15 protein-coding genes and 1 tRNA gene are annotated in these 18,770 nt (G+C 58.5%); 7 read left to right on the top strand and 9 right to left on the bottom strand.

The features are described 5' to 3' along the window. Nucleotides 1-53 precede the first annotated feature (53 nt). Nucleotides 54-1,019, bottom strand: a complete 966-nt coding sequence (locus NQ559_RS01235; protein WP_018695312.1) for a type I phosphomannose isomerase catalytic subunit — start codon at nucleotides 1,017-1,019, stop codon at nucleotides 54-56. 207 nt (nucleotides 1,020-1,226) lie between these two features. Next, nucleotides 1,227-2,336, bottom strand: coding sequence for an ROK family protein (locus NQ559_RS01230; RefSeq protein ID WP_018695313.1), 1,110 nt, complete (start codon nucleotides 2,334-2,336; stop codon nucleotides 1,227-1,229). A gap of 616 nt (nucleotides 2,337-2,952) precedes the next feature. Between NQ559_RS01230 and NQ559_RS01225 the strand changes: the two genes are divergently transcribed. From NQ559_RS01225 to NQ559_RS01215, 3 genes are all read left to right on the top strand, one after another. Beyond that, nucleotides 2,953-3,867 carry an endonuclease/exonuclease/phosphatase family protein gene (locus NQ559_RS01225; protein WP_018695315.1) on the top strand — a complete coding sequence of 305 codons (915 nt, stop codon included), beginning with the start codon at nucleotides 2,953-2,955 and terminating at the stop codon, nucleotides 3,865-3,867. Between the two features lie 42 nt (nucleotides 3,868-3,909). Further along, nucleotides 3,910-5,115, top strand: coding sequence for a glycoside hydrolase family 76 protein (locus tag NQ559_RS01220; protein WP_018695316.1), 1,206 nt, complete (start codon nucleotides 3,910-3,912; stop codon nucleotides 5,113-5,115). A gap of 166 nt (nucleotides 5,116-5,281) precedes the next feature. Next, a complete protein-coding gene (locus tag NQ559_RS01215; protein ID WP_018695317.1) occupies nucleotides 5,282-6,253 on the top strand; it encodes a DMT family transporter in 972 nt (323 codons plus the stop codon). 104 nt (nucleotides 6,254-6,357) lie between these two features. Here the strand turns inward: NQ559_RS01215 and NQ559_RS01210 are convergent. Further along, nucleotides 6,358-6,430 (bottom strand) — tRNA-Lys (locus NQ559_RS01210). 126 nt (nucleotides 6,431-6,556) lie between these two features. Continuing rightward, nucleotides 6,557-7,861: a glycoside hydrolase family 2 TIM barrel-domain containing protein gene (locus NQ559_RS01205; protein WP_018695318.1), complete on the bottom strand. Its 1,305-nt coding sequence runs from the start codon at nucleotides 7,859-7,861 to the stop codon at nucleotides 6,557-6,559. Between the two features lie 120 nt (nucleotides 7,862-7,981). Between NQ559_RS01205 and NQ559_RS01200 the strand changes: the two genes are divergently transcribed. After that, nucleotides 7,982-8,434 (top strand): type I restriction enzyme HsdR N-terminal domain-containing protein, encoded by a 453-nt coding sequence (locus tag NQ559_RS01200; protein WP_018695319.1) that lies wholly within the window; start codon nucleotides 7,982-7,984, stop codon nucleotides 8,432-8,434. Here the strand turns inward: NQ559_RS01200 and NQ559_RS01195 are convergent. From NQ559_RS01195 to plsY, 4 genes are all read right to left on the bottom strand, one after another. Further along, nucleotides 8,429-9,172 (bottom strand): LytR/AlgR family response regulator transcription factor, encoded by a 744-nt coding sequence (locus NQ559_RS01195; RefSeq protein WP_018695320.1) that lies wholly within the window; start codon nucleotides 9,170-9,172, stop codon nucleotides 8,429-8,431. The genes NQ559_RS01200 and NQ559_RS01195 overlap by 6 nt on opposite strands. Continuing rightward, the gene (locus NQ559_RS01190) at nucleotides 9,165-10,235 is read right to left on the bottom strand and encodes a sensor histidine kinase (RefSeq protein WP_018695321.1); all 1,071 of its coding nucleotides are present in this window, start codon (nucleotides 10,233-10,235) and stop codon (nucleotides 9,165-9,167) included. The genes NQ559_RS01195 and NQ559_RS01190 overlap by 8 nt, the downstream gene beginning before the upstream one ends. Before the next feature lie 173 nt (nucleotides 10,236-10,408). Beyond that, entirely contained in the window at nucleotides 10,409-12,109 is a 1,701-nt protein-coding gene (locus NQ559_RS01185; protein WP_018695322.1) for an AMP-binding protein, read from the bottom strand. A 126-nt stretch (nucleotides 12,110-12,235) separates the two neighbouring features. Further along, nucleotides 12,236-12,940, bottom strand: a complete 705-nt coding sequence (gene plsY / locus NQ559_RS01180) for a glycerol-3-phosphate 1-O-acyltransferase PlsY (protein WP_018695323.1) — start codon at nucleotides 12,938-12,940, stop codon at nucleotides 12,236-12,238. Between the two features lie 141 nt (nucleotides 12,941-13,081). Here plsY and NQ559_RS01175 point away from each other — a divergent pair, with 141 nt between their 5' ends. Genes NQ559_RS01175 through NQ559_RS01165 form a run of 3 tightly spaced genes read left to right on the top strand, consistent with a single transcriptional unit; the run spans nucleotide 13,082 to nucleotide 16,962 of the window. Further along, nucleotides 13,082-14,071 (top strand): YitT family protein, encoded by a 990-nt coding sequence (locus NQ559_RS01175; protein WP_018695324.1) that lies wholly within the window; start codon nucleotides 13,082-13,084, stop codon nucleotides 14,069-14,071. Further along, nucleotides 14,068-15,444, top strand: a complete 1,377-nt coding sequence (gene miaB, locus NQ559_RS01170; protein ID WP_372444978.1) for a tRNA (N6-isopentenyl adenosine(37)-C2)-methylthiotransferase MiaB — start codon at nucleotides 14,068-14,070, stop codon at nucleotides 15,442-15,444. Before NQ559_RS01175 ends, miaB begins: the two co-directional genes overlap by 4 nt. A gap of 24 nt (nucleotides 15,445-15,468) precedes the next feature. Beyond that, nucleotides 15,469-16,962 carry a DEAD/DEAH box helicase gene (locus NQ559_RS01165; protein ID WP_018695326.1) on the top strand — a complete coding sequence of 498 codons (1,494 nt, stop codon included), beginning with the start codon at nucleotides 15,469-15,471 and terminating at the stop codon, nucleotides 16,960-16,962. A gap of 253 nt (nucleotides 16,963-17,215) precedes the next feature. On the opposite strand, the gene NQ559_RS01160 is transcribed toward NQ559_RS01165, so the two are convergent. Further along, on the bottom strand, nucleotides 17,216-18,715 hold the full coding sequence (locus NQ559_RS01160; protein ID WP_018695327.1) for a catalase: 1,500 nt from the start codon (nucleotides 18,713-18,715) through the stop codon (nucleotides 17,216-17,218). Nucleotides 18,716-18,770 lie beyond the last annotated feature (55 nt).

The raw sequence follows: 18,770 nt of genomic DNA, 5'->3' as shown, positions 1-18,770 counted from the left end.
ATCCCCGGCAATAATTAGTTGCCGGGGATTTTTCGACGACGGGAGTTGCCCGTTTATTTGATATAGCTGGTCAGCATTTTCAGGCTCCCGCCCGGAACCGCGCGGAGCGATTTCACCGTGGCGGGGAGCAGCACGGTCTCCCCCTGGTGGATCGGCATTTCGTTGCCCGAGTCGTCGCAGATCGTTCCCTTGCCTTCGACACAGATCACGACGACGAACGAATCCAAAGCCGAATAGTCGATGGTCAGCGCTTCGGTCAGGTCGTAGAGCGAGGTGGTGAAATAAGGGCACGACACCAGTTCCACTTCACGATCCTGCGCCTTCTGGTAATGCGTCCGGTAATCGGGCCGTACGGTGTAGTCGATGGCGTCCTTCGCCAGTTCGGTGTGCAGCTCGCGGGTGTTGCCGTTGGCATCCTTGCGGTTGAAATCGTAGATGCGGTAGGTGATGTCCGAGGTCTGCTGTATCTCGGCGATAAACGCCCCGGCCCCGATGCTGTGGACGCGTCCGGCCGGCAGGAAAAAGAGGTCGCCGGGGTGGATTTCATATTCGGCGAGCAGGTCGGTGATGGTGTTGTCCTCGACGCTGGCTTCGTACTGGGCGGGCGTCACCTGCTTGGCGAATCCCGAGCGCAGGCGTGCGCCTTCGTCGGCGTCCACGACGTACCACATCTCGGTCTTGCCTTTCGATTTGTGGCGCTCCCATGCCAGTGCGTCGTTCGGGTGCACCTGGATCGAGAGATCCTGACGTGCGTCGATGAATTTGATCAGCAGCGGGAACTCCTGTCCGAAGCGTTCTGCATTGGCCTTGCCGAGCAATGCCGCGCCGTGGCGTGCGATCAGCCCGGGCAGGGTGGTGCCCGCCTCGGGGCCTCCCGCTACGACCGATTCGCTGCCCTTGACGCCCGAAAGCTCCCAGCTTTCGCCGACCTGCTTCTGGTCGGAGGCGATGTGTTTGTAGGGGACGATCTTCTCGCCGCCCCAGATTGTCGATTTGAGGATGGGTTGGAATTTATACATATTTTTTTCTCGTTTATTTAACTGTCTGCCGATAATTGATTATTCCCAGGGCAGAGGATACCACTACCAGCCAGAACGTGATCTGAATGAGCGTATCGGTTTTGCCGTCGTTTGCGAAATAGATGTATGACAGCGCCCCCGCCGCTGTGAGTAACAGGGCGTGTGGACATATAATACGATCTTTTTCATAACTGCGGCACTGAATTATTACTGTTGTTTCTGTGCGTCGAGCTGGCCCAGGGCAAATGCATAGGCGCCCACCGAGATGGCATTGCTCGCCCCGAGTTTCGAGATCATGACTCCGATGCGTTTCTGGGGGTCGTATGCCACGTAACGATCCGTGCCGTAAACCTTCAGCGCACGCTGGTCGCCCTTGGCGAACTCCTTGAACTCGTCCTCGTTGTCCAGGTCGTAGACCTTCATCTGCACGCGGTTCAGTTCCTCGCCCGTGATGGTGTGCATCTTGCCGCGCAGCTCTTTCAGCAGGCTGGGCATGATCCATTTGCGGGCACCCGTGATTCCGCCGCCGATGACGATCAGCCCGTCGATGAGCGTGATGGTCGTTGCCATCGCATCGCCGGCGATCTCGCCCATTTCGGCGAAGGCCTTGCGGGCGGCCTCGGCATCGCCTTCGCGTTTGCCGTCCGCAATGTCGCAGAGCTCCTTCGGCTCGAGCCCGTGGTTAGGATTGCCCGTCAGTTCTCCGTAGACACGTTTCACGGCGCGGATGGCAGCGCCGTCCTCGACGATGATATCCGGCATCTTCTTGTGCTTCAGGCAGAAGGTTTCGACGCACGAGTTGTCTCCGCGGTTGAGTTGGTTGTTCACTACGATGCCGACGCCGAGGCCTGTACCGAAGGTGTAGCCCACCAGGTTCTTGTAGCGTTTCGGGCAGCCCAGGGCTTCGAGCTTGGCGTTTACTTCGGGAAGGGCGCCGCCCAATGCCTCGCCGTAGGCGAACAGGTCGCCGTCGTTGTTGATGAACACCGGGATGCCGAATTTGTATTCGAGGAAAGGCCCCAGCGCCACGCCTTCGCGGAACGAGGGGAAATTGGGCAGGTAACCGCCGATGATGCCGTTGGGATAATCGGCCGGGCCCGGGAATGCGAAGCTGATGGCGACGGGTTTCTCTTCCAGCTGGTCGATGACTGCCTGGAATCCTTCGACCATCGTAGCGAGGCATTTGTCGAGGTTGTCCGCGTTCGACGGCTTGGTGATAGGTTCGACGATGAATTTGTTGGCCTGCATGGCTCCGAACACGAGGTTCGTACCTCCGGCATCGAGAGTGATGACCACCCGGTTGTCGTATCTGTACATGGTTGCTATTTATTTGTTGGTTTCAGCATTTTGTCTGCGCAGGGATCGGCCGTGCGGTGCGCGTTGTTGCTGCGGCGCGAGCCCCTTCCCGATCCTGCGTTGCGCCCGGCTGAGGAACCCCGGCTCCCGGAATCCGGTTGCGGACAGGCCCGTGCTGACGGGCTGCCCCTGGGGGGCGGAGGTTCGGTTCACTGGTTGCATTCGGTACCGGTATTTAGCTCAGCAAAGATAGTAAAAATAACCGAACGATGCGGCCTGCGGCCTGAAAGTATGCATGTCAGGTGCGATTTTTTATGTTGCGGGCGCGAATATCCGGGCCTTTGTGCCTGCCGGCTGTTTTTCCGGCTGTTAACCTTGCTGTTTTCCAGGTGTTTTTATTACCTTTACGGCACGGTAGTGCCCGGCCTCGGGAAATTCGGTGTGAGTTTGCCGCGCGGCAGCCGGGCGCCGTATTCCGGAATCGCCCTCCCCCGGCTCGGGGAGGGTGGCTGCCGGGTCGATGGTATCCTGTCCCTGCCGGATTGCCATACCCCCGATCCGGACTGAGGAATTTCAGTTCCGTTTTTATATCTTTGTATCCCGAAATAACCAGTTCCGTTAACCCGAAAACATTACTATGAAAAGATTGCTGACCCTTGCCCTGTTCGCCGTGCTGATGCTCCCTGCCGTTGCGCAGGAGCTGACCGTGGCCACCTACAATATCCGTAACGCCAATAAGGGCGACGCCGAACGCGGCAACGGCTGGGAACGCCGCTGCCCCTGGGTATGCGGGCTGATCGAATTCCAGGGGTTCGATATTTTCGGCAGCCAGGAGGTGCTCGACGGGCAGTTGCACGATATGCTGGCGCAGCTTCCCGGCTATGCCTATATCGGCGTGGGGCGCGATGACGGCAAGGCCAAAGGCGAATATTCCCCCATATTCTATAAAAAGGAGCGTTTCCGGTTGCTGGACGAAGGCCATTTCTGGCTCTCGGAAGTCACCGACCGTCCCAACAAGGGATGGGACGCCGCGCTGCCCCGCATCTGCACATGGGGGCATTTCCTGGACAGGCAGACCAGGCGCCGTTTCTGGTTCTTCAACCTGCATATGGATCATGTCGGTGTCCGGGCACGGGAGGAGAGCGCCAAACTGGTCGTTGCGAAGATCCGCGAAATGTGCGGCCCCAGGGAGTTCGTGATCCTCACGGGCGATTTCAACGTCGACCAGAACAACCCCATCTATACGACCTTCACCACCTCGGGGATACTGGCCGATTCGTATCAAACCGCGGCCAGGCGCTATGCCCCGAACGGGACGTTCAACAATTTCAACCCCACGCTGAAAACCGACAGCCGTATCGACCATATTTTCGTGTCGCCTTCGGTGCGTGTGCACGATTACGGGGTGCTGACGGACACCTACCGTTCGCAGACCACCCGCAGCGACGAGGAGATCAAGTCCGGAGCATTCCCCAAGGAGGTGTCGTTGCACAGCTATGAGGCGCGGACGCCGTCGGATCATTTCCCGGTCGTCGTGCGGCTCGAATTCTGAGGAGGTTGTTCCGGCAGGGACTGATTCAAATGTAACGATAAGATGAAAAATGTATTTTTTGCCGCATTCTTCGGTGCTGCGTGTTGCCTGTCGGGATGCCGTCAGGAGGCAGCGACCCCCGCAACGGGGGAGCATTATGCGTTTGCCGAAGAGATGTTCCGCAAGGTGTGGGACATGTACCGGGTGCCGGAATACGGCCTGTTTTCGGAATATTACCCCAATAGCTACCGTCCCGATGTAAACTATTTCGACGACGGGGCGAAAAGCACGCAGGAGGTTTCCTTCCTGTGGCCCATGGACGGGGTGTTCACCTCGGCGGTCGCGCTGGCCGAAGTCGATCCGGTGAAATACGGCTGCTATGTCGATTCGATGGTGATTGCTGTCGAGCAGTATTACGACGACGGGCGCATGCCCGCCGGGTATCAGGCCTATCCTGTCAGGATGGGCAAGGTCGACCGTTATTACGACGACAACGGGCTGGTCGGACTGGCCTACGTCGCGGCCTACGGCGTGACCCGCAATCCCGCGCACCTGGAAAAAGCCAAGCAGGTGATGACCTTCATCCTGAGCGGCTGGCGCCCCGACCACGACGGCGCCGTGTCGTGGCTCGAAGGGGTAGAGAACCAGAAGCCGGGGTGCGCCAACGGTAAGGCGATGCTGCTGGCGCTCAACCTGTACGGGGCGACGGGAGACCCCTATTACCTGACAGCCGGGCGCCATTTCTACGACTGGATGGAGGCCTACCTGCACGATCCGGAACTGGATATCGTCTGGAATTCCTGGCTCACGCAGCCCGAAGCGCGTCTGGACAAGGCGGTCTATTCCTATAATACGGGGTTGCTGTTGCAGGGTGCCGTCGCGTTGTATGGATATACCGGCGATCGGGTTTATCTGGATAATGCCCGCCGGCTGGCCGAAGGAGCCCGGAAATTCTATTTGCCGGAGACGGAGGACGGCGCGGCCGCGAACCGTGATTTGCCATGGTTCTATCTGGTGTTGTTGCGGGGTTACCAGGCTCTCTACGACCTCGACGGCGATCCGAAATACGTGGATATATTCATCCGCTGGATGGATTGGGCGCGCCGGAACGCACGGGATGCCGCCGGGCTGTTTTACAACGACTGGTCGGGGAAGAAAGACGAATCGGCCACACCCAAATGGCTGCTCGACGAGGCTTGCATCCCCGAGTATTTCGTCCGTGCGGCTTTGATCCGCAGGGAAGTCGTGCCGGCTGCCTTGCCCCGGTAGGATCGTTTCCGCATCGGGCGGGCGGCAATGTTCGGCGGGCTTCCCCGGCAGGAATGGGCGTGCCGGTGCGGGATGTGTGCGCTCCCGGGCGACAATCGCATGATAATTTTGCCCGGCCAGCATCTATAGACGAAATAAATGCTATTTTTGCCGCAAAATCCGACCTATGAATACGAAAGCCAAAGGTTACCTTCTGGGTGCTGTCGCCGCAGCTACTTACGGCATGAACCCGCTCTTTGCCCTCCCGCTCTACAAGGCGGGGATGGATCCCGATTCGGTATTGTTTTTCCGCTACCTTTTCGCCATCCCGCTGTTGGGCATCATGCTCAAGGCCCGCGGCCGGGATTTCAGGCTGCACCGCCGTGAGATCGTGCCGCTGGTTCTCCTGGGATTGCTGGTCGCCCTTTCGTCCCTGTCCTTGTTCCTGAGCTACAATTACATGGATGCCGGCATCGCCTCGACGCTGCTGTTCGTATATCCTATTTTCGTAGCGTTGATCATGGCCTTCGGCTTCCGGGAGAAGCTCTCCCCGCAGACTGCATTGTGCATCTTGCTGGCATTGGCCGGTATCGGGCTGTTGTTCAAAGGCAGTGACGGTTCGACACTCAATATCACGGGGACGGTTCTGGTGATGGTTTCGGCTTTGTCCTATGCAATTTATATCGTCGGCGTGAACCGTCCGGTGCTGAAATCCGTTGCGACGCTCAAGGTGACGTTCTACGTCCTGCTTTTCGGGTTGCTGCTTTACGTTGTCCGGCTGGATTTCGGCATGGCAGTCCATGTGCCCGATAAATGGTACCTGTGGGGGAACCTGCTTGCACTGGCCGTTTTCCCGACGGCGATCTCGTTTTTGTGTACAACCAGCGCCATCCAGTACATCGGTTCGACACCGACGGCAATCCTCGGTGCCTTGGAACCTGTCACGGCCGTCTTCTTCGGGGTGATGATCTTCGGGGAGACCCTCACGCTGAGGATATGTTGCGGCATCCTGTTGATTATTATTGCCGTGAGCCTGATCGTCGCGGGAAATCGGGTAGCGGTTTACCTCGTGCGGTTCAGAAAACTTTTCCCGCGGCTTCCCCTGAAAAAGGCAGGCCGCAAAGGTTCCGACAGCTCTGACTCCCGGGGCGAGCAGTAGCCGGAATCGCCCATCGGGGGCCATGCGTATCCGAGATGCCGCACCGGCATCTGGCCCTGCAAAGCAAAAGACCGATAATCATTGATTATCAGTCTTTTGCTTTGTACCCCCTCAGGGGCTCGAACCCTGGACCCCAACATTAAGAGTGTCGTGCTCTACCAACTGAGCTAAAGAGGCATCAATCCTTTGGGATTGCGAGTGCAAAATTAGTGATATTTTTTATTATTGCAAAAAAAATCCTGAAAAAAATCGGGATTTTTTTGCAATAAAAGCTTTTCACGTTATCGTAGAGCCACTTTGGGTTTATTGCATGTCCAGTTTGTCGCTGTTCCATTCCCCCGCAGCATCGGGATAGATGAACGGCCGCGAGTCGCCGGACTTCTTCATGTCCAGGTAACTTTCGTAGAGGTTGATGCCGTTGGACGATTGCGTGGCCAGCGAAAAGGCGATTACCGACGGATGCCGTTTCGAGGCATGGTAGCTGTCCGCCGTACGTTCGGCATATGCCCCCTGCCATTCCGGGGCGTTCGACGGATTGCCACCGATCCGCCGCGATTCACCGCTGCTGCGGGTGTCGATCGGCGCCTGTACGATCACGTACATTCCCAGTGTGTCGCAGGTGCCATACAGCGTCGGGGACACCGGGCCCGGGAGGAGTTTAAGCGTGTTGTACCCTTGCCCGCGTAAAGCTGCGATTTCGTCTGCCGAGGCATGGGCGGGAACCTCGCGCGTGCGGAGCGTGACGGGTGTGCCGTTCACCGCCAGCTGTCCGTTTTGCACCTCTACGGTGCGGAACCCCAGCGGGACTTCGATATATTCCATGTAGCGGCCTTCGTGCTGGGTCTTGACCCGCAAGGTGAAGCGTGTGGTCTTTTCCGGGCTCCAGAGCAGGCTGTCCGGAATACGTGCCAGGAACCGCAGGGTGTCCTCGCCGCGCATGTTGAGTTTGATGTCCTTGTATCCTGTTGCCGAGGTTTTACCGGCGGGGGATAGCAATTCGTAGTGGACGCGCGACGTGCGCGGGTTGAGGGCTTCGCTCTTGACGACCAGTCCGACTTCGGCCATGACGTTGTCCCCCTCTTCGGTGCTGCGCCATGTCTTGGTGAGTATGTCGCGTACGCGCAATGTCGGCTGGCTCATGACCCATGCCTCTCCGATGGCCGGTGCGGCATCATTTTTCCAGCTTTCGAGCCTTGCGACCTTCGACGGGGAACTGAGAATGACCTCCAGTGTGTTACGCCCCTCTTTGGCATGGCGCGTGAGGTTGAATTCGGCCGGGGCATTGCAGTCGCTGTTGTAGGCTACCGTCCCGCCGTTTATGCGGATCTCGTAGTCGGCCGACGCCCATCCGATCCGGAGCAGCACCTGCCGGTTGGCCCAGGCGAACGGTACGGTGAAATCCGTCGTGAAACTGTTGCCCTTTTGCGTCCATTCGGTCAGGCGCGTGAAATATTTGTTGTCGCTGCCGTCGGCCTCCGCAGCTTCCCGGGCGGTGGGGTAGACGAGCAATTCGCCGCGCATCGGTTCGCGGCCGCAGGTCGGAATATACTCCTGTGCCGCCAGCGTGCAGCACGAAAAAAGTGCTATGATCGAAAGAATACTCCTCATAGGGTTGTTTTTTGTGAACATTCCCTCACGCCCGGCCAAACGAGTTGCCCTTGCGGCCCGGCATATCGAAAATGTTCGTATATTTGTGCACGTAAAGATAGTAAATTTTCCGGAACTTAGATGCCTGCGCTTCCCAAACTCAATTTTCCTGCCATCCGGCTGCGTGCCCGCCGCCGCGAGGAACAGGTCGAGGTGTGGGATGACCTGCGGGGTATTTACCTCGTACTGACTCCCGAGGAGTGGGTGCGGCGCCACCTGATCGCTTACCTCGTTTCGCACTGCGGGGTGCTGCCCAAGCGCGTCGTACAGGAGTATGCCGTGCCGGTCAACGGGCAGCCGCAGCGGGCCGACGTCGTGGTGGTCGGCGACCGTGCCGAGCCGCTGGTGCTGGCCGAATGCAAGGCACCGGAAATCCGGATCGACGAGCGTACCCTGGCGCAGGCCGTGCGTTACAATTCGGTGCTGGGGGCGCGGTTCGTGATCCTGACCAACGGCCTGCGGCACTACTGCTGCGAGTACCGCGACGGCAAATACGTCCAGTTGTCGGGATTCCCCGATTTCTCGGCCCTATAAATTCTTGAAATTCGATTCGATGTAGTGCTGGAAACTCTCCTTGTAGTTTTCACCGATGGGGACGTATTCCGTATCGCTCAGGAACACGCGGCCGCGGACATAGCCTTTGATGCAACGCAGGTTGACGATGTAGGAACGGTGCACGCGCATGAACATATCCGACGGGAGTGCCGCCTCCATGTTCTTGAGCCGGAAAAGCGTGGTGATCGTCGTGCCGTCGGCAAGGTGCATCCGCACGTACTCCCCTTCGCTTTCCAGGTACACGATGTCACTGATCTTGACCAGCGAAACCTTGTAATCCGCTTTCACGGAGATGTATTCCTTGTCTTTGGGCAGGGCTTCGGGGGTAGCCTCGGGTACTCCCGCACGCTGGTTGTGGCGCAGTTCGTAGAGCGAATTGGCTTTCCCCGCCGAGCGGCTGAAGTCGGCAAAACTGAAGGGTTTGAGCAGGTAATCCACGGCGTCGAGCTTGAACCCTTCGACGGCATATTCCGAGTAGGCCGTCGTGAAAATCACCATCGGCCTGTCGACCAGCGAGCGGACGAATTCCACGCCGCTCAGGTCGGGCATGTTGATGTCGACGAATATCAGGTCTACATGCTGCGCGGCCAGAAACTGCTGGGCTTCGAGCGCGTTGTTGCACGTAGCGGCGAGTTCCAGGTACGGGATTTTCTCGATGTAGCCTTTCAGCTGGCGCAGGGCCAGCGGCTCATCGTCTATGGCGATACATTTAAGCATGGAGGGTAGGTATTACGAGTTTTACGGTATAGGTCTCATTGGTTTCCCCGATGTCGAGCGAATAGTTTTTCGGGCCGTAGATCAGCGAGAGGCGTTTTCGGACGTTCTCCAGCCCGATCCCGGCATTGTGCTTCTCCGCCTGCGGGGTGTGGAGGCTGTTGCTGATGGTGCTGACGACCTTGCCGTCGGCGTAGTCGATCCGCATGTGGATGAACGACGGTTTGCTGTAACTCACGCCGTGCTTGAAGGCGTTTTCCACGAATACGATCAGCAACAGCGGCGGGATGGAAACCTGGGGCGACAGGTCGTGCGGGTATTCCACGCGAATGTCCACGGCGTCGGTGTAGCGGATGCGCATCAGCCCGATGTAATTCTGTACGAACTGGATGTCCCTGTTCAGGGAGATGATCTCGCGCCCCGATTCATAGAGCACATAGCGCATCATCTTCGACAGCTCGATCACGGCATTTTTGGCATATTCGGTGTCGATGTCTATCAGGGCGTGGATGTTGTTGAGCGTGTTCATGAAGAAATGGGGATTTATCTGGTATTTCAGATAGTCCATTTCGGCTTCCAGGTTCTGGCGTTTGAGTTCTTCCATCTGCTGCTCGTCGCGCATCGACTGGTAAATGAGCTTGATACCCGTGTTGGCCCCCGTCATAAAGAATCCCAGCACGACGTTCCAATACATCTCCAGGTTCGAGAACGAGGCTTTCCGGTAGGCGTCGAACGCCTCGGGGTCGCCGTGGGGGAGGAAATGGTCGGTGAGGTGCTCTTCGTAAACGTCTACCAGCCAGAATACGGCTATGATGAGCGCCAGGTCGCAGAGCAGGTAGGTCTTGTACTTGCGGCGCAGCATGAGCCGCGGGGCGAGGACGGAGTTATGGATGATGAAGATGATGAAGTAGGGGGCTATCTGCCGCCATGCGATGAGCACGTTCTCGAAACTGATGTGCAGTTCCGACATCATCTGCGAATTGAGCACCGGCACCAGGATGATGGCTGCCCACACCATCACGTAGAGCAGGTTTTCTCCGACGGTTTGCTTGCGGGTTATTTTCATGCCGTAAAGATAATAAAAAAAAGTTACCCGGTGCTCCCGGGTAACTTTCGTAAAAAAAGCAGGTAACCGAACTATTAGTGACGCCTCATTGTTGGAATGGATTCAGTGACTATGAAGAATTTGGGATAGAGAATCCAAGTGGTTACCTGCTGAGCCTTTATGTGTATGTTTTTTTATTTGTTCAGTAGCGACGGACTGTATAAATAACGTTTGATACTCCGTTTTGGTGTCTTTTCGAACTCCGTCGGATAAATTATTATTTCCGACACCCGTTCGTATGCCGCCAGGAGCGAGTTCAGTTCCGTGAGGTTGTTCTGCATGATCTGCGGCAGGTCGTTCTTGTCCACGCCTTCCGCCTCGGCCTGTTCGTAGTCGGGGACGACCATCGCCTTGAGCTTGCCGTTGCCCGAGTCGAGTATCAGGGATTCGAGTACGAGGTACATGTTGTTGAGCTTGTCCTCGATCTCCTCGGGATAGATGTTCTGCCCGCTTCCGGAGAGGATCATCGTCTTCGAGCGTCCGCGGATGTAGAGCGTTCCGTCCGGATCCATCGTGCCCATGTCGCCCGTGTGGAGCCAGCCGTCGGGTTCGAGTACCTTCTCCGTATCTTTTTCGTTCTTGTAGTAGCCTTTCATCACATGCTCGCCGCGCACGACGATTTCGCCGGCCACGTGTTCCGGGTCGGGGGAGTCGATCCGGACGTCGAGCAGACCTTTCAGGTAGCGGCCGCAGGAGCCCGCCTTGAATTCGTTGTCGGGCGTGAAACTGATGAGCGGCGCGCATTCGGTCATGCCGTAACCGATGGTGATCGGGAACTTGATCTTCATCAGGAACGATTCGGTCTCCTGATTCATCGGGGCGCCGCCGACGATGAATATGTCGACGTTGCCGCCGAAGGCATCCAGCAGTTTTTTCCGGATCACCGAGTAGATGGCCGTGTTGAGCAGCGGAATCTTGACGGCGATCGACATGGGGCCTTTTTCGAGCATCGGCATCACCTGCTTGCGGTAGACCTTTTCGAGGATCATCGGTACGCAGCAGATGATCGTCGGCTTGACCACGGACATGGCTTCCAGCAGGATCTTGGGCGACGGGATTTTACCCAGCAGGGTGATGTGCCCGCCGACGGCCAGCGGCGAAAGGAAATCGAACGCGCAGCCGTAGGCGTGGGCCAGCGGCAGGAACGACAGCGTGCGTCCGCCCTTGCGGAAATAGTGGGTGCCGGTCTGCGTGTTGACCATGCCGCGGGCGAAACTTACGTTGCCCGTGAGGTTGTTCACCGTGAGCATCACTCCCTTCGAATAGCCCGTGGTGCCCGACGTGTAGTTGAGCAGGATGACCTCGTCGTTGGGGATCTCGGGGTACTTGATGTCGTTTACGCTGAACCCGCGCGGATATTTCGAACGGTAGTTTTTCAGGATATCGCGCTGGAACTTGGTGAGCGCCTTGCCGTTGCGTTCGTAGATGGCGTGGAAATCGGTGAGCGAAAACACGGCCTCGATCTGGCGTATCTGGTCTTCTTCGATGATGTCCCAGAAGTTGTCGCCCAGAAAGAGCAGCTTGCTTTCCGAGTGGTTGATGATGTGGATGATGTCGGCCGGGGCGAAATCCTGCAATATCGGGACGATTACGGCGCCGTAGGAGATCGTGGCGATGTAGGTGATGCACCACCGGGGATTGTTGCGCCCGATCAGCGCTATCTTGTCGCCCTTCTTTACGCCGGCCTTTTTGAACAGGAGGTGCAGCTTGGCGATCTCCTTGGCCATCTCGTAATACGAGAATGTTTCGCCCTTGAAATAGTCGGTCAGTGCCGGCATTTCACGGTTCTCGCGGAAACTCGTCTCGTATATTTTTATCAGGTTTTCCTCTAACATGATTGCGTCCTAATGTCCGGTGCAAAGATAGACAAAAAAACGATTTTCCAGCAGGGTGCCCGCATTTTTTATCCTATTGTGCTTACTTTTTGCTCCAAAAAGTCCTGTGGGGAAGCTTCCGGAGCCTTATTTGTTTGCTCCCTTGTCTTTGGCTTCTTCCGGGTCGACTTTTACATGCCGGGGTTTCCAGATGTATATCTTCGATTCGGTGCCGGCCTTCAGCCGCTCGATGTTCTTGCGGTGGGTGTAAATCAGCAGGATGGCGATGATGAACGAAAAAACCACGAACGGCACCAGGTGGTTGACCTTCGGCGATATGAGCGTAAAGATCGGGAAGGAACAGCCTGCGACCATCGAGGCCAGCGACACGTAGTGGGTGACCATCAGCACCAGGAACCATACGCCGAAGCAGAGCAGTACGAGCGGGGCGTTGACGCCCATGATGGCTCCGACGAGCGTCGCTACGCCCTTGCCGCCCCGGAAATTGGCGAAGATCGGGAAGATGTGTCCCACCACGGCGGCGAACACGGCTATGAAACGCAGGATGTAGAACCAGTTTTCATTGGCCCCGTCGGCGAATACGCTGTCGTATTTCATCAGGTCGATGATCGTCACCGCCACGAACCCCTTCAGGAAATCGAGCCCGAATACGGGCAGTGCGGCCCGCCTGCCCAGCACGCGCAGCATGTTGGTCGTACCGGCGTTCTTGCTGCCGTATTCGCGGATGTCGATGCCGTAATATTTCTTGCCGATCCACACGGCGCTCGGAATCGAGCCCAGCAGATAGGCGATGATAATCATGGTGGTAGCGGTGTAATATGTGAGGATCATAACGGTTTTCCAAGGGTTTGTATAATGCAAATATAATTAAAAAATCCGGAAACGGAAGCCCGGCGTGAAAAATCCGCGCCGTTCTGCTGGCGGATTCGGGGGAATATCGTATCTTTGCATACTTTAAATGTATAACAGGGTATGAATACGAAAGCATTACTGGAACCTATGGGCTCGTGGGCGTGGTGGCGCTCGTGGTTCCTGATCTTTTTCGGGTGTTCGGTCATGGGTGCCGGCTTCGTGCTGTTTGTGAACCCTTACAATTTCGTGCCGGGAGGCGTGTACGGTATGGGTATCGTGCTGCACAACATTTTTCCGTCGATCCAGGTGGGTACGTTCGGCTATATGTTCGACGTGCCGCTGATGCTCGTTGCGATGCTGGTTTTCGGCGGGCAGTTCGGAACGCGTACGGTGCTGGCTGCGCTTTATACGCCCGGCTTCATGAACGTGCTCACGCGGCTGGTCTATCCCGACGCCGCGGCGGTCGAGAGCCTCGATCCGTCGCTGCTGCTGAACGGGCGGCTCGACCTGTCGAACGACTTGCTGCTGACGTGCGTCATCGGCGCCGTCGTCATCGGCGTGGGGCAGGGCATCGTCGTGCGCCAGCAGGCGACCACGGGCGGCACCGACATCGTGGCGATGCTGTTGCAGAAATTCGCGGGCATCAAGTTCTCGTCGGGCATCTTCCTGGCCGACGGTTTCGTCGTGCTGTCCGGCCTGGCCGTCATCGGCTTCGGGCTGGGGACGGGCGAAGCCGCTTCGAACGGCTGGATGCTGACGCTCTATTCGCTCATCACGATTTATATCACCTCGCGTGTGATCGCCTACCTGCTCAACGGTGCGTCGTACGACAAGCTGCTCTTCATCATCAGCGACCACCATCAGGCGCTCAAACGCTTCATCATCGAAGACCTCGACCGCAGTGCGACCTACATCAAGTCGAAGGGGATGTATACGGACGCTTCGCGGGACATGATCTTCCTGGTCGTGAGCCGCAAGGAGGTGCACCTCGTGCAACATAAGATCAAAGAGATCGACCCGGCGGCGTTCGTAGTCGTGACCGATGCCTACGAGACGTTCGGCGAAGGGTTCAAACAGTTCCCCGACAAGAACGAGATACATGCGGAATAACGGAAATTTGGAACGTGGAATTTAAACTCAATACGAATACATTGCGCCCCCTGTCGGGCGCCGGACGCAAACTTTTCGTCGAAACCTACGGCTGCCAGATGAATGTCGGCGACACGGAAGTCGTGGTTGCCCTGATGCAGCGGGAGGGATACGTCTACACCGAGGATATCGGCCTGGCCGATGTCATCCTGATCAACACCTGCTCGATCCGCGACAATGCCGAGCAGCGTATCTGGGGGCGCCTGGCCGAGATGAAACGCTACCGCCGGGCCAAACCGGGGCTCGTCGTGGGCATCATCGGCTGCATGGCCGAACGCCTCAAGGAGAAATTGGTCGAGGGCCCTTACGGCGTCGACGTCGTGGCCGGGCCGGATGCCTACCGCGACCTGCCGCGTCTGGTGCGCGAGGCCGAAGCGGGCGGCAAGGGCGTGAACGTCCTGCTCTCCACGGAGGAGACCTATGCCGAGATCGCCCCCGTGCGGCTCGACCGCAACGGCGTGAGCGCCTATGTGGCCATCATGCGCGGATGCAATAATTTCTGTTCCTACTGTGTGGTGCCCTACACCCGCGGCCGCGAACGGAGCCGCGACCCGCAAACGATCGTCGCGGAGGCCCGCTCGCTCTTCGAGAACGGATACCGCGAAGTGACGTTGCTGGGGCAGAACGTCAATTCGTACAAGGCCGGCGAGGTGGACTTCCCCGAACTGATGCGCCTCGTGGCGTCGGTTTCGCCGTCGCTGCGCGTGCGCTTCGCCACGTCGCACCCCAAGGACATGAGCGACCGCCTGCTGGAGGTCATGGCCTCGATGCCCAACATCTGCCGCTCGATCCACCTGCCCGCACAATCGGGCGCCTCGTCGATGCTCGGGCGTATGAACCGCAAGTACACCCGCGAATGGTATCTCGGCCGTATCGCCGCCATCCGCCGTTACCTGCCCGATTGCGCCATCACGACCGACCTGATCGCCGGCTTCTCGGGCGAGACCGAGCAGGAGCACGAAGCGACGCTTTCGCTCATGCGCGAGGTGGGGTACGAGTTCGCCTACATGTTCAAATACTCGGAGCGTCCTGGGACTTTCGCGCACGAGCACCTGCCGGACGACGTGCCCGACGAGGTGAAGTCGCGGCGGCTTTCGGAGATCATCGCCCTGCAAAACGAACTGGGGCATGCGAGCAACCTGCGCGACGTGGGGCGCGAGTTCGAAGTGCTGGTCGAGGGGCGTTCGAAGCGCGACGAAAAGCAGCTTTCGGGCCGCACGTCGCAGAACAAGGTCGTGGTCTTCGACCGCGGCCGGCACGACGTCGGCGACTATGTGCGTGTGCGTATTACGGGGTGCACCCCGGCGACGCTGTTCGGAGAAGAAATCATTTAAGGATATAATAAACTGAAACGTAAGATGCGATTTGACGAACTTGACCTGGAGGATGAGATCCTCGACGGACTTGACGATATGAATTTTCAGGAGATGACTCCTGTCCAGGAACACACCATCCCGGTGATCCTGGAGGGCCGCGACATCATCGGTTGCGCCCAGACCGGAACCGGCAAGACGGCGGCCTATACGCTGCCGCTGCTCAACAGGCTGTTGATCGAAGGGAACGAAGACAATGTGATAAAATCGGTGATCATCGTGCCGACGCGTGAACTGGCGCAGCAGATCGACCAGCAGTTCCAGGGATTTTCGTACTACCTGCCCGTGTCGACCACGGTCGTATACGGCGGTGGTGACGGCAAGGGCTGGGATGTGCAGAAGCGCGGTATGCTGATGGGTTCGGACGTGGTGATCGCCACCCCCGGGCGCATGATCTCGCACATCCAGAACAGCGGCATCGACCTTTCGCACGTCGAGTGCCTGATCCTCGACGAGGCCGACCGTATGCTCGACATGGGTTTCAGCGAGGACATCATGAAGATCGTCTCCTATATGCCCAAGGATCGGCAGACGATCATGTTCTCGGCGACGCTGCCCCCGAAGATACGCGAGATGGCCAGGACGATCCTGCGCAATCCCGCCGAGGTGAACATCGCCATTTCGAAACCCAACGAGGCGATCGACCAGTCGGCCTATGTCTGCTACGAGAACCAGAAGCTGGGCATCATCCGCGAGATGTTCGCCGAGCCGACCGATTCGAAGACGATCATCTTCTCGTCGTCGAAGCTCAAGGTCAAGGAGCTGGCGCACACGCTCAAGCGCATGAAACTCAATGTGGCCGCCATGCATTCCGACCTGGAACAGGCGCAGCGCGAGGAGGTGATGCTCGACTTCAAGAACAACAAGGTGTCGATCCTGGTGGCTACGGATATCGTGGCGCGCGGCATCGACATCGAGGATATCGGGCTGGTCATCAATTACGACGTGCCGCACGACCCCGAGGATTATATTCACCGTATCGGCCGTACGGCGCGCGCCGCGGCTACGGGCAGCGCCGTGACGTTCGTCAGCGAGGACGAGCAGGGCAAGTTCCATGCGATCGAGAAGTTCATCGAGAGGGATATCCGCAAGGCCGAATTGCCGGCCAGCGTGGGCGCGGGCCCCGTATACAATCCTGCCGTCAATAACGGCCGTGGGCGCGGTGGCCGTGGCGGAGGCCGTGGCCGCGGCGGTTCGAACGGCGGAAGCCGTGGGCGCGGACGCGCAGACAAGGGCGAACGCGCAGGGCGCGAACGCCGCAACGACCGGGAACGGGGTGCGGCGGCTGCCGAAAATCCCGGGATCGCAGTCCCTCAGGCGGCACCTGCCGATAACGACCACGCCTCCGGGCGCGGCGAAGGCAATCGTGGGACGCGTGACCGCAAACACCGCCATCGCGGGGGCAGGAACCGTCGCCGCGGCGATAAGCCCCAAGGCGGCGAAACCCCGCAGCCGGGCGGTAGTGTGCCCCGGGAGTAGTCCGTGCGGGATACACAGGGAGAGACGGCACGCTGGTTGCCGGGCTGAAGGTTTCCCTAACCGGCAGCAGCCGTAAATACCCCTGCATGGGTAAAATGCAAGGCCGGGCTTTCTGAAAGCCCGGCCTTGCCGTTATTGTCCGGCGGTTTTTCCGCCTGCCGTTTTCAGGCATCGGCCTGCCGTGGCCGGCGGTGGGGTGCGAACCGGTTTGCCGGAGCGGGCTGCGCGGATTGCCTGCGCGGAATTCCGCCGGTCATTTACGCGGATCCCACGAAGGATGCGCCGGGTCTTCGGCCCTGAGGGCCTCTTCGAGCGAGATGCCCAGCGCCTCGGCCACTCCCTTGCCGTATGCCGGGTCGGCATAGTAGCAGTGGCGCGTGTGGCGCTGCTTGATGAACAGTTCGGCATCGCCCATGGCGCGCGCCGTATTCTCGCAGGTGGCTTTCTGGTCTTCTGCCGACATCACGCGCCACAGCAGGCCGGGCTGCGTGAAATAGTCGCTGTCCAGTTCGCGCTCGTCGTAGTTGTAAACGTCGCCGTTCACGGCCAGGGACGGCTCTTTGAGGGCGGGGGTGTCCTGCCATTCGCCGTAGCTGTTGGGTTCGTAACCCTTTGCCGATCCGTAGTTGCCGTCGGTGCGCATCTGCCCGTCGCGGTGGAAGGCGTGGATCGGGCAGCGGGGCCTGTTCACGGGGATTTCCGTGTGGTTCACGCCCAGGCGGTAGCGCTGTGCGTCGCCGTAGGAGAACAGGCGCCCCTGCAACATCTTGTCGGGCGAGAAGCCGATGCCTTCGACGATGTTCATCGGGTTGAACGCCGCTTGCTCGACATCGGCATAGTAATTCTCGGGGTTGCGGTTCAATTCCAGCACGCCCACCTCGTGCAGCGGGAAATCCTTGTGGTACCACACCTTCGTCAGGTCGAACGGGTTGAGCTTGTAGTTGCGCGCCTCTTCCTCGGTCATCAGCTGCACGTACATCGTCCAGCGCGGGAAATCGCCGCGTTCGATGGACTCGTAGAGATCCCTCTGGTGCGACTCGCGGTCTTTGCCCACAAGGGCTTCGGCCTCGGCGTCCGTCAGGTTCCTGATCCCCTGCTGGGTCGTGAGGTGGAACTTCACCCACGTGCGCTTGTTGTCCTTGTCATAGAAACTGTATGTGTGGCTGCCGAATCCGTGCATGTGGCGGTACGATGCCGGAATGCCCCGCGGTGACATGGTGATCGTCACCTGGTGCAGCGCTTCGGGCAGCAGCGTCCAGAAATCCCAGTTGTTGTTGGCCGAACGCAGGTTGGTGCGCGGGTCGCGCTTCACGGCATGGTTCAGGTCGGGGAATTTCAGCGGGTCGCGCAGGAAGAACACGGGAGTGTTGTTGCCCACGAGATCCCAGTTGCCCGCGTCGGTGTAGAACTTCATGGCGAAACCGCGGATGTCGCGCTCGGCATCGGCTGCGCCGCGCTCGCCGGCGACGGTCGAGAAACGCACGAAGCATTCGGTTTTCTTGCCGACCCGGGCGAAGATCGACGCACGCGTGTATTCGGTGATGTCCTGCGTCACCGTAAAGGTGCCGAATGCGCCCGAGCCTTTGGCATGCATACGCCGTTCGGGGATTACTTCGCGGTCGAAATGCGCGAGTTTCTCGAGGAACCACGGGTCTTGCAGCGTCACGGGGCCGCGGACGCCTGCGGTCTGGATGTTCTGGTTGTCGGCGATCGGCCGGCCGTTCTCAGCGGTAAGCTGTTTCTTTTTGTCCATGGGGTTTTCTTATTATGCGGGTTAGAATTTTTTATAAATGTAAGTTATGTTTCAC

Source organism: Alistipes onderdonkii, from assembly GCF_025145285.1.
GTDB classification, from domain to species: Bacteria; Bacteroidota; Bacteroidia; order Bacteroidales; family Rikenellaceae; genus Alistipes; species Alistipes onderdonkii.
Note: the sequence above shows the minus strand (reverse complement) of the source record. Positions and strands in the feature narration are given on the sequence as shown.

Bases quoted from the DNA above. Each gene is read 5' to 3' on its own strand.
- NQ559_RS01215 (WP_018695317.1), top strand. From the start codon at position 5,282: ATGAATACGAAAGCCAAAGGTTACCTTCTGGGTGCTGTCGCCGCAGCT.
- NQ559_RS01235 (WP_018695312.1), bottom strand. From the start codon at position 1,019: ATGTATAAATTCCAACCCATCCTCAAATCGACAATCTGGGGCGGCGAG.
- NQ559_RS01200 (WP_018695319.1), top strand. From the start codon at position 7,982: ATGCCTGCGCTTCCCAAACTCAATTTTCCTGCCATCCGGCTGCGTGCC.
- NQ559_RS01165 (WP_018695326.1), top strand. From the start codon at position 15,469: ATGCGATTTGACGAACTTGACCTGGAGGATGAGATCCTCGACGGACTT.
- NQ559_RS01195 (WP_018695320.1), bottom strand. From the start codon at position 9,172: ATGCTTAAATGTATCGCCATAGACGATGAGCCGCTGGCCCTGCGCCAG.
- NQ559_RS01160 (WP_018695327.1), bottom strand. From the start codon at position 18,715: ATGGACAAAAAGAAACAGCTTACCGCTGAGAACGGCCGGCCGATCGCC.
- NQ559_RS01220 (WP_018695316.1), top strand. From the start codon at position 3,910: ATGAAAAATGTATTTTTTGCCGCATTCTTCGGTGCTGCGTGTTGCCTG.
- NQ559_RS01205 (WP_018695318.1), bottom strand. From the start codon at position 7,861: ATGAGGAGTATTCTTTCGATCATAGCACTTTTTTCGTGCTGCACGCTG.
- NQ559_RS01175 (WP_018695324.1), top strand. From the start codon at position 13,082: ATGAATACGAAAGCATTACTGGAACCTATGGGCTCGTGGGCGTGGTGG.
- NQ559_RS01230 (WP_018695313.1), bottom strand. From the start codon at position 2,336: ATGTACAGATACGACAACCGGGTGGTCATCACTCTCGATGCCGGAGGT.
- NQ559_RS01190 (WP_018695321.1), bottom strand. From the start codon at position 10,235: ATGAAAATAACCCGCAAGCAAACCGTCGGAGAAAACCTGCTCTACGTG.
- NQ559_RS01185 (WP_018695322.1), bottom strand. From the start codon at position 12,109: ATGTTAGAGGAAAACCTGATAAAAATATACGAGACGAGTTTCCGCGAG.
- NQ559_RS01225 (WP_018695315.1), top strand. From the start codon at position 2,953: ATGAAAAGATTGCTGACCCTTGCCCTGTTCGCCGTGCTGATGCTCCCT.
- plsY (WP_018695323.1), bottom strand. From the start codon at position 12,940: ATGATCCTCACATATTACACCGCTACCACCATGATTATCATCGCCTAT.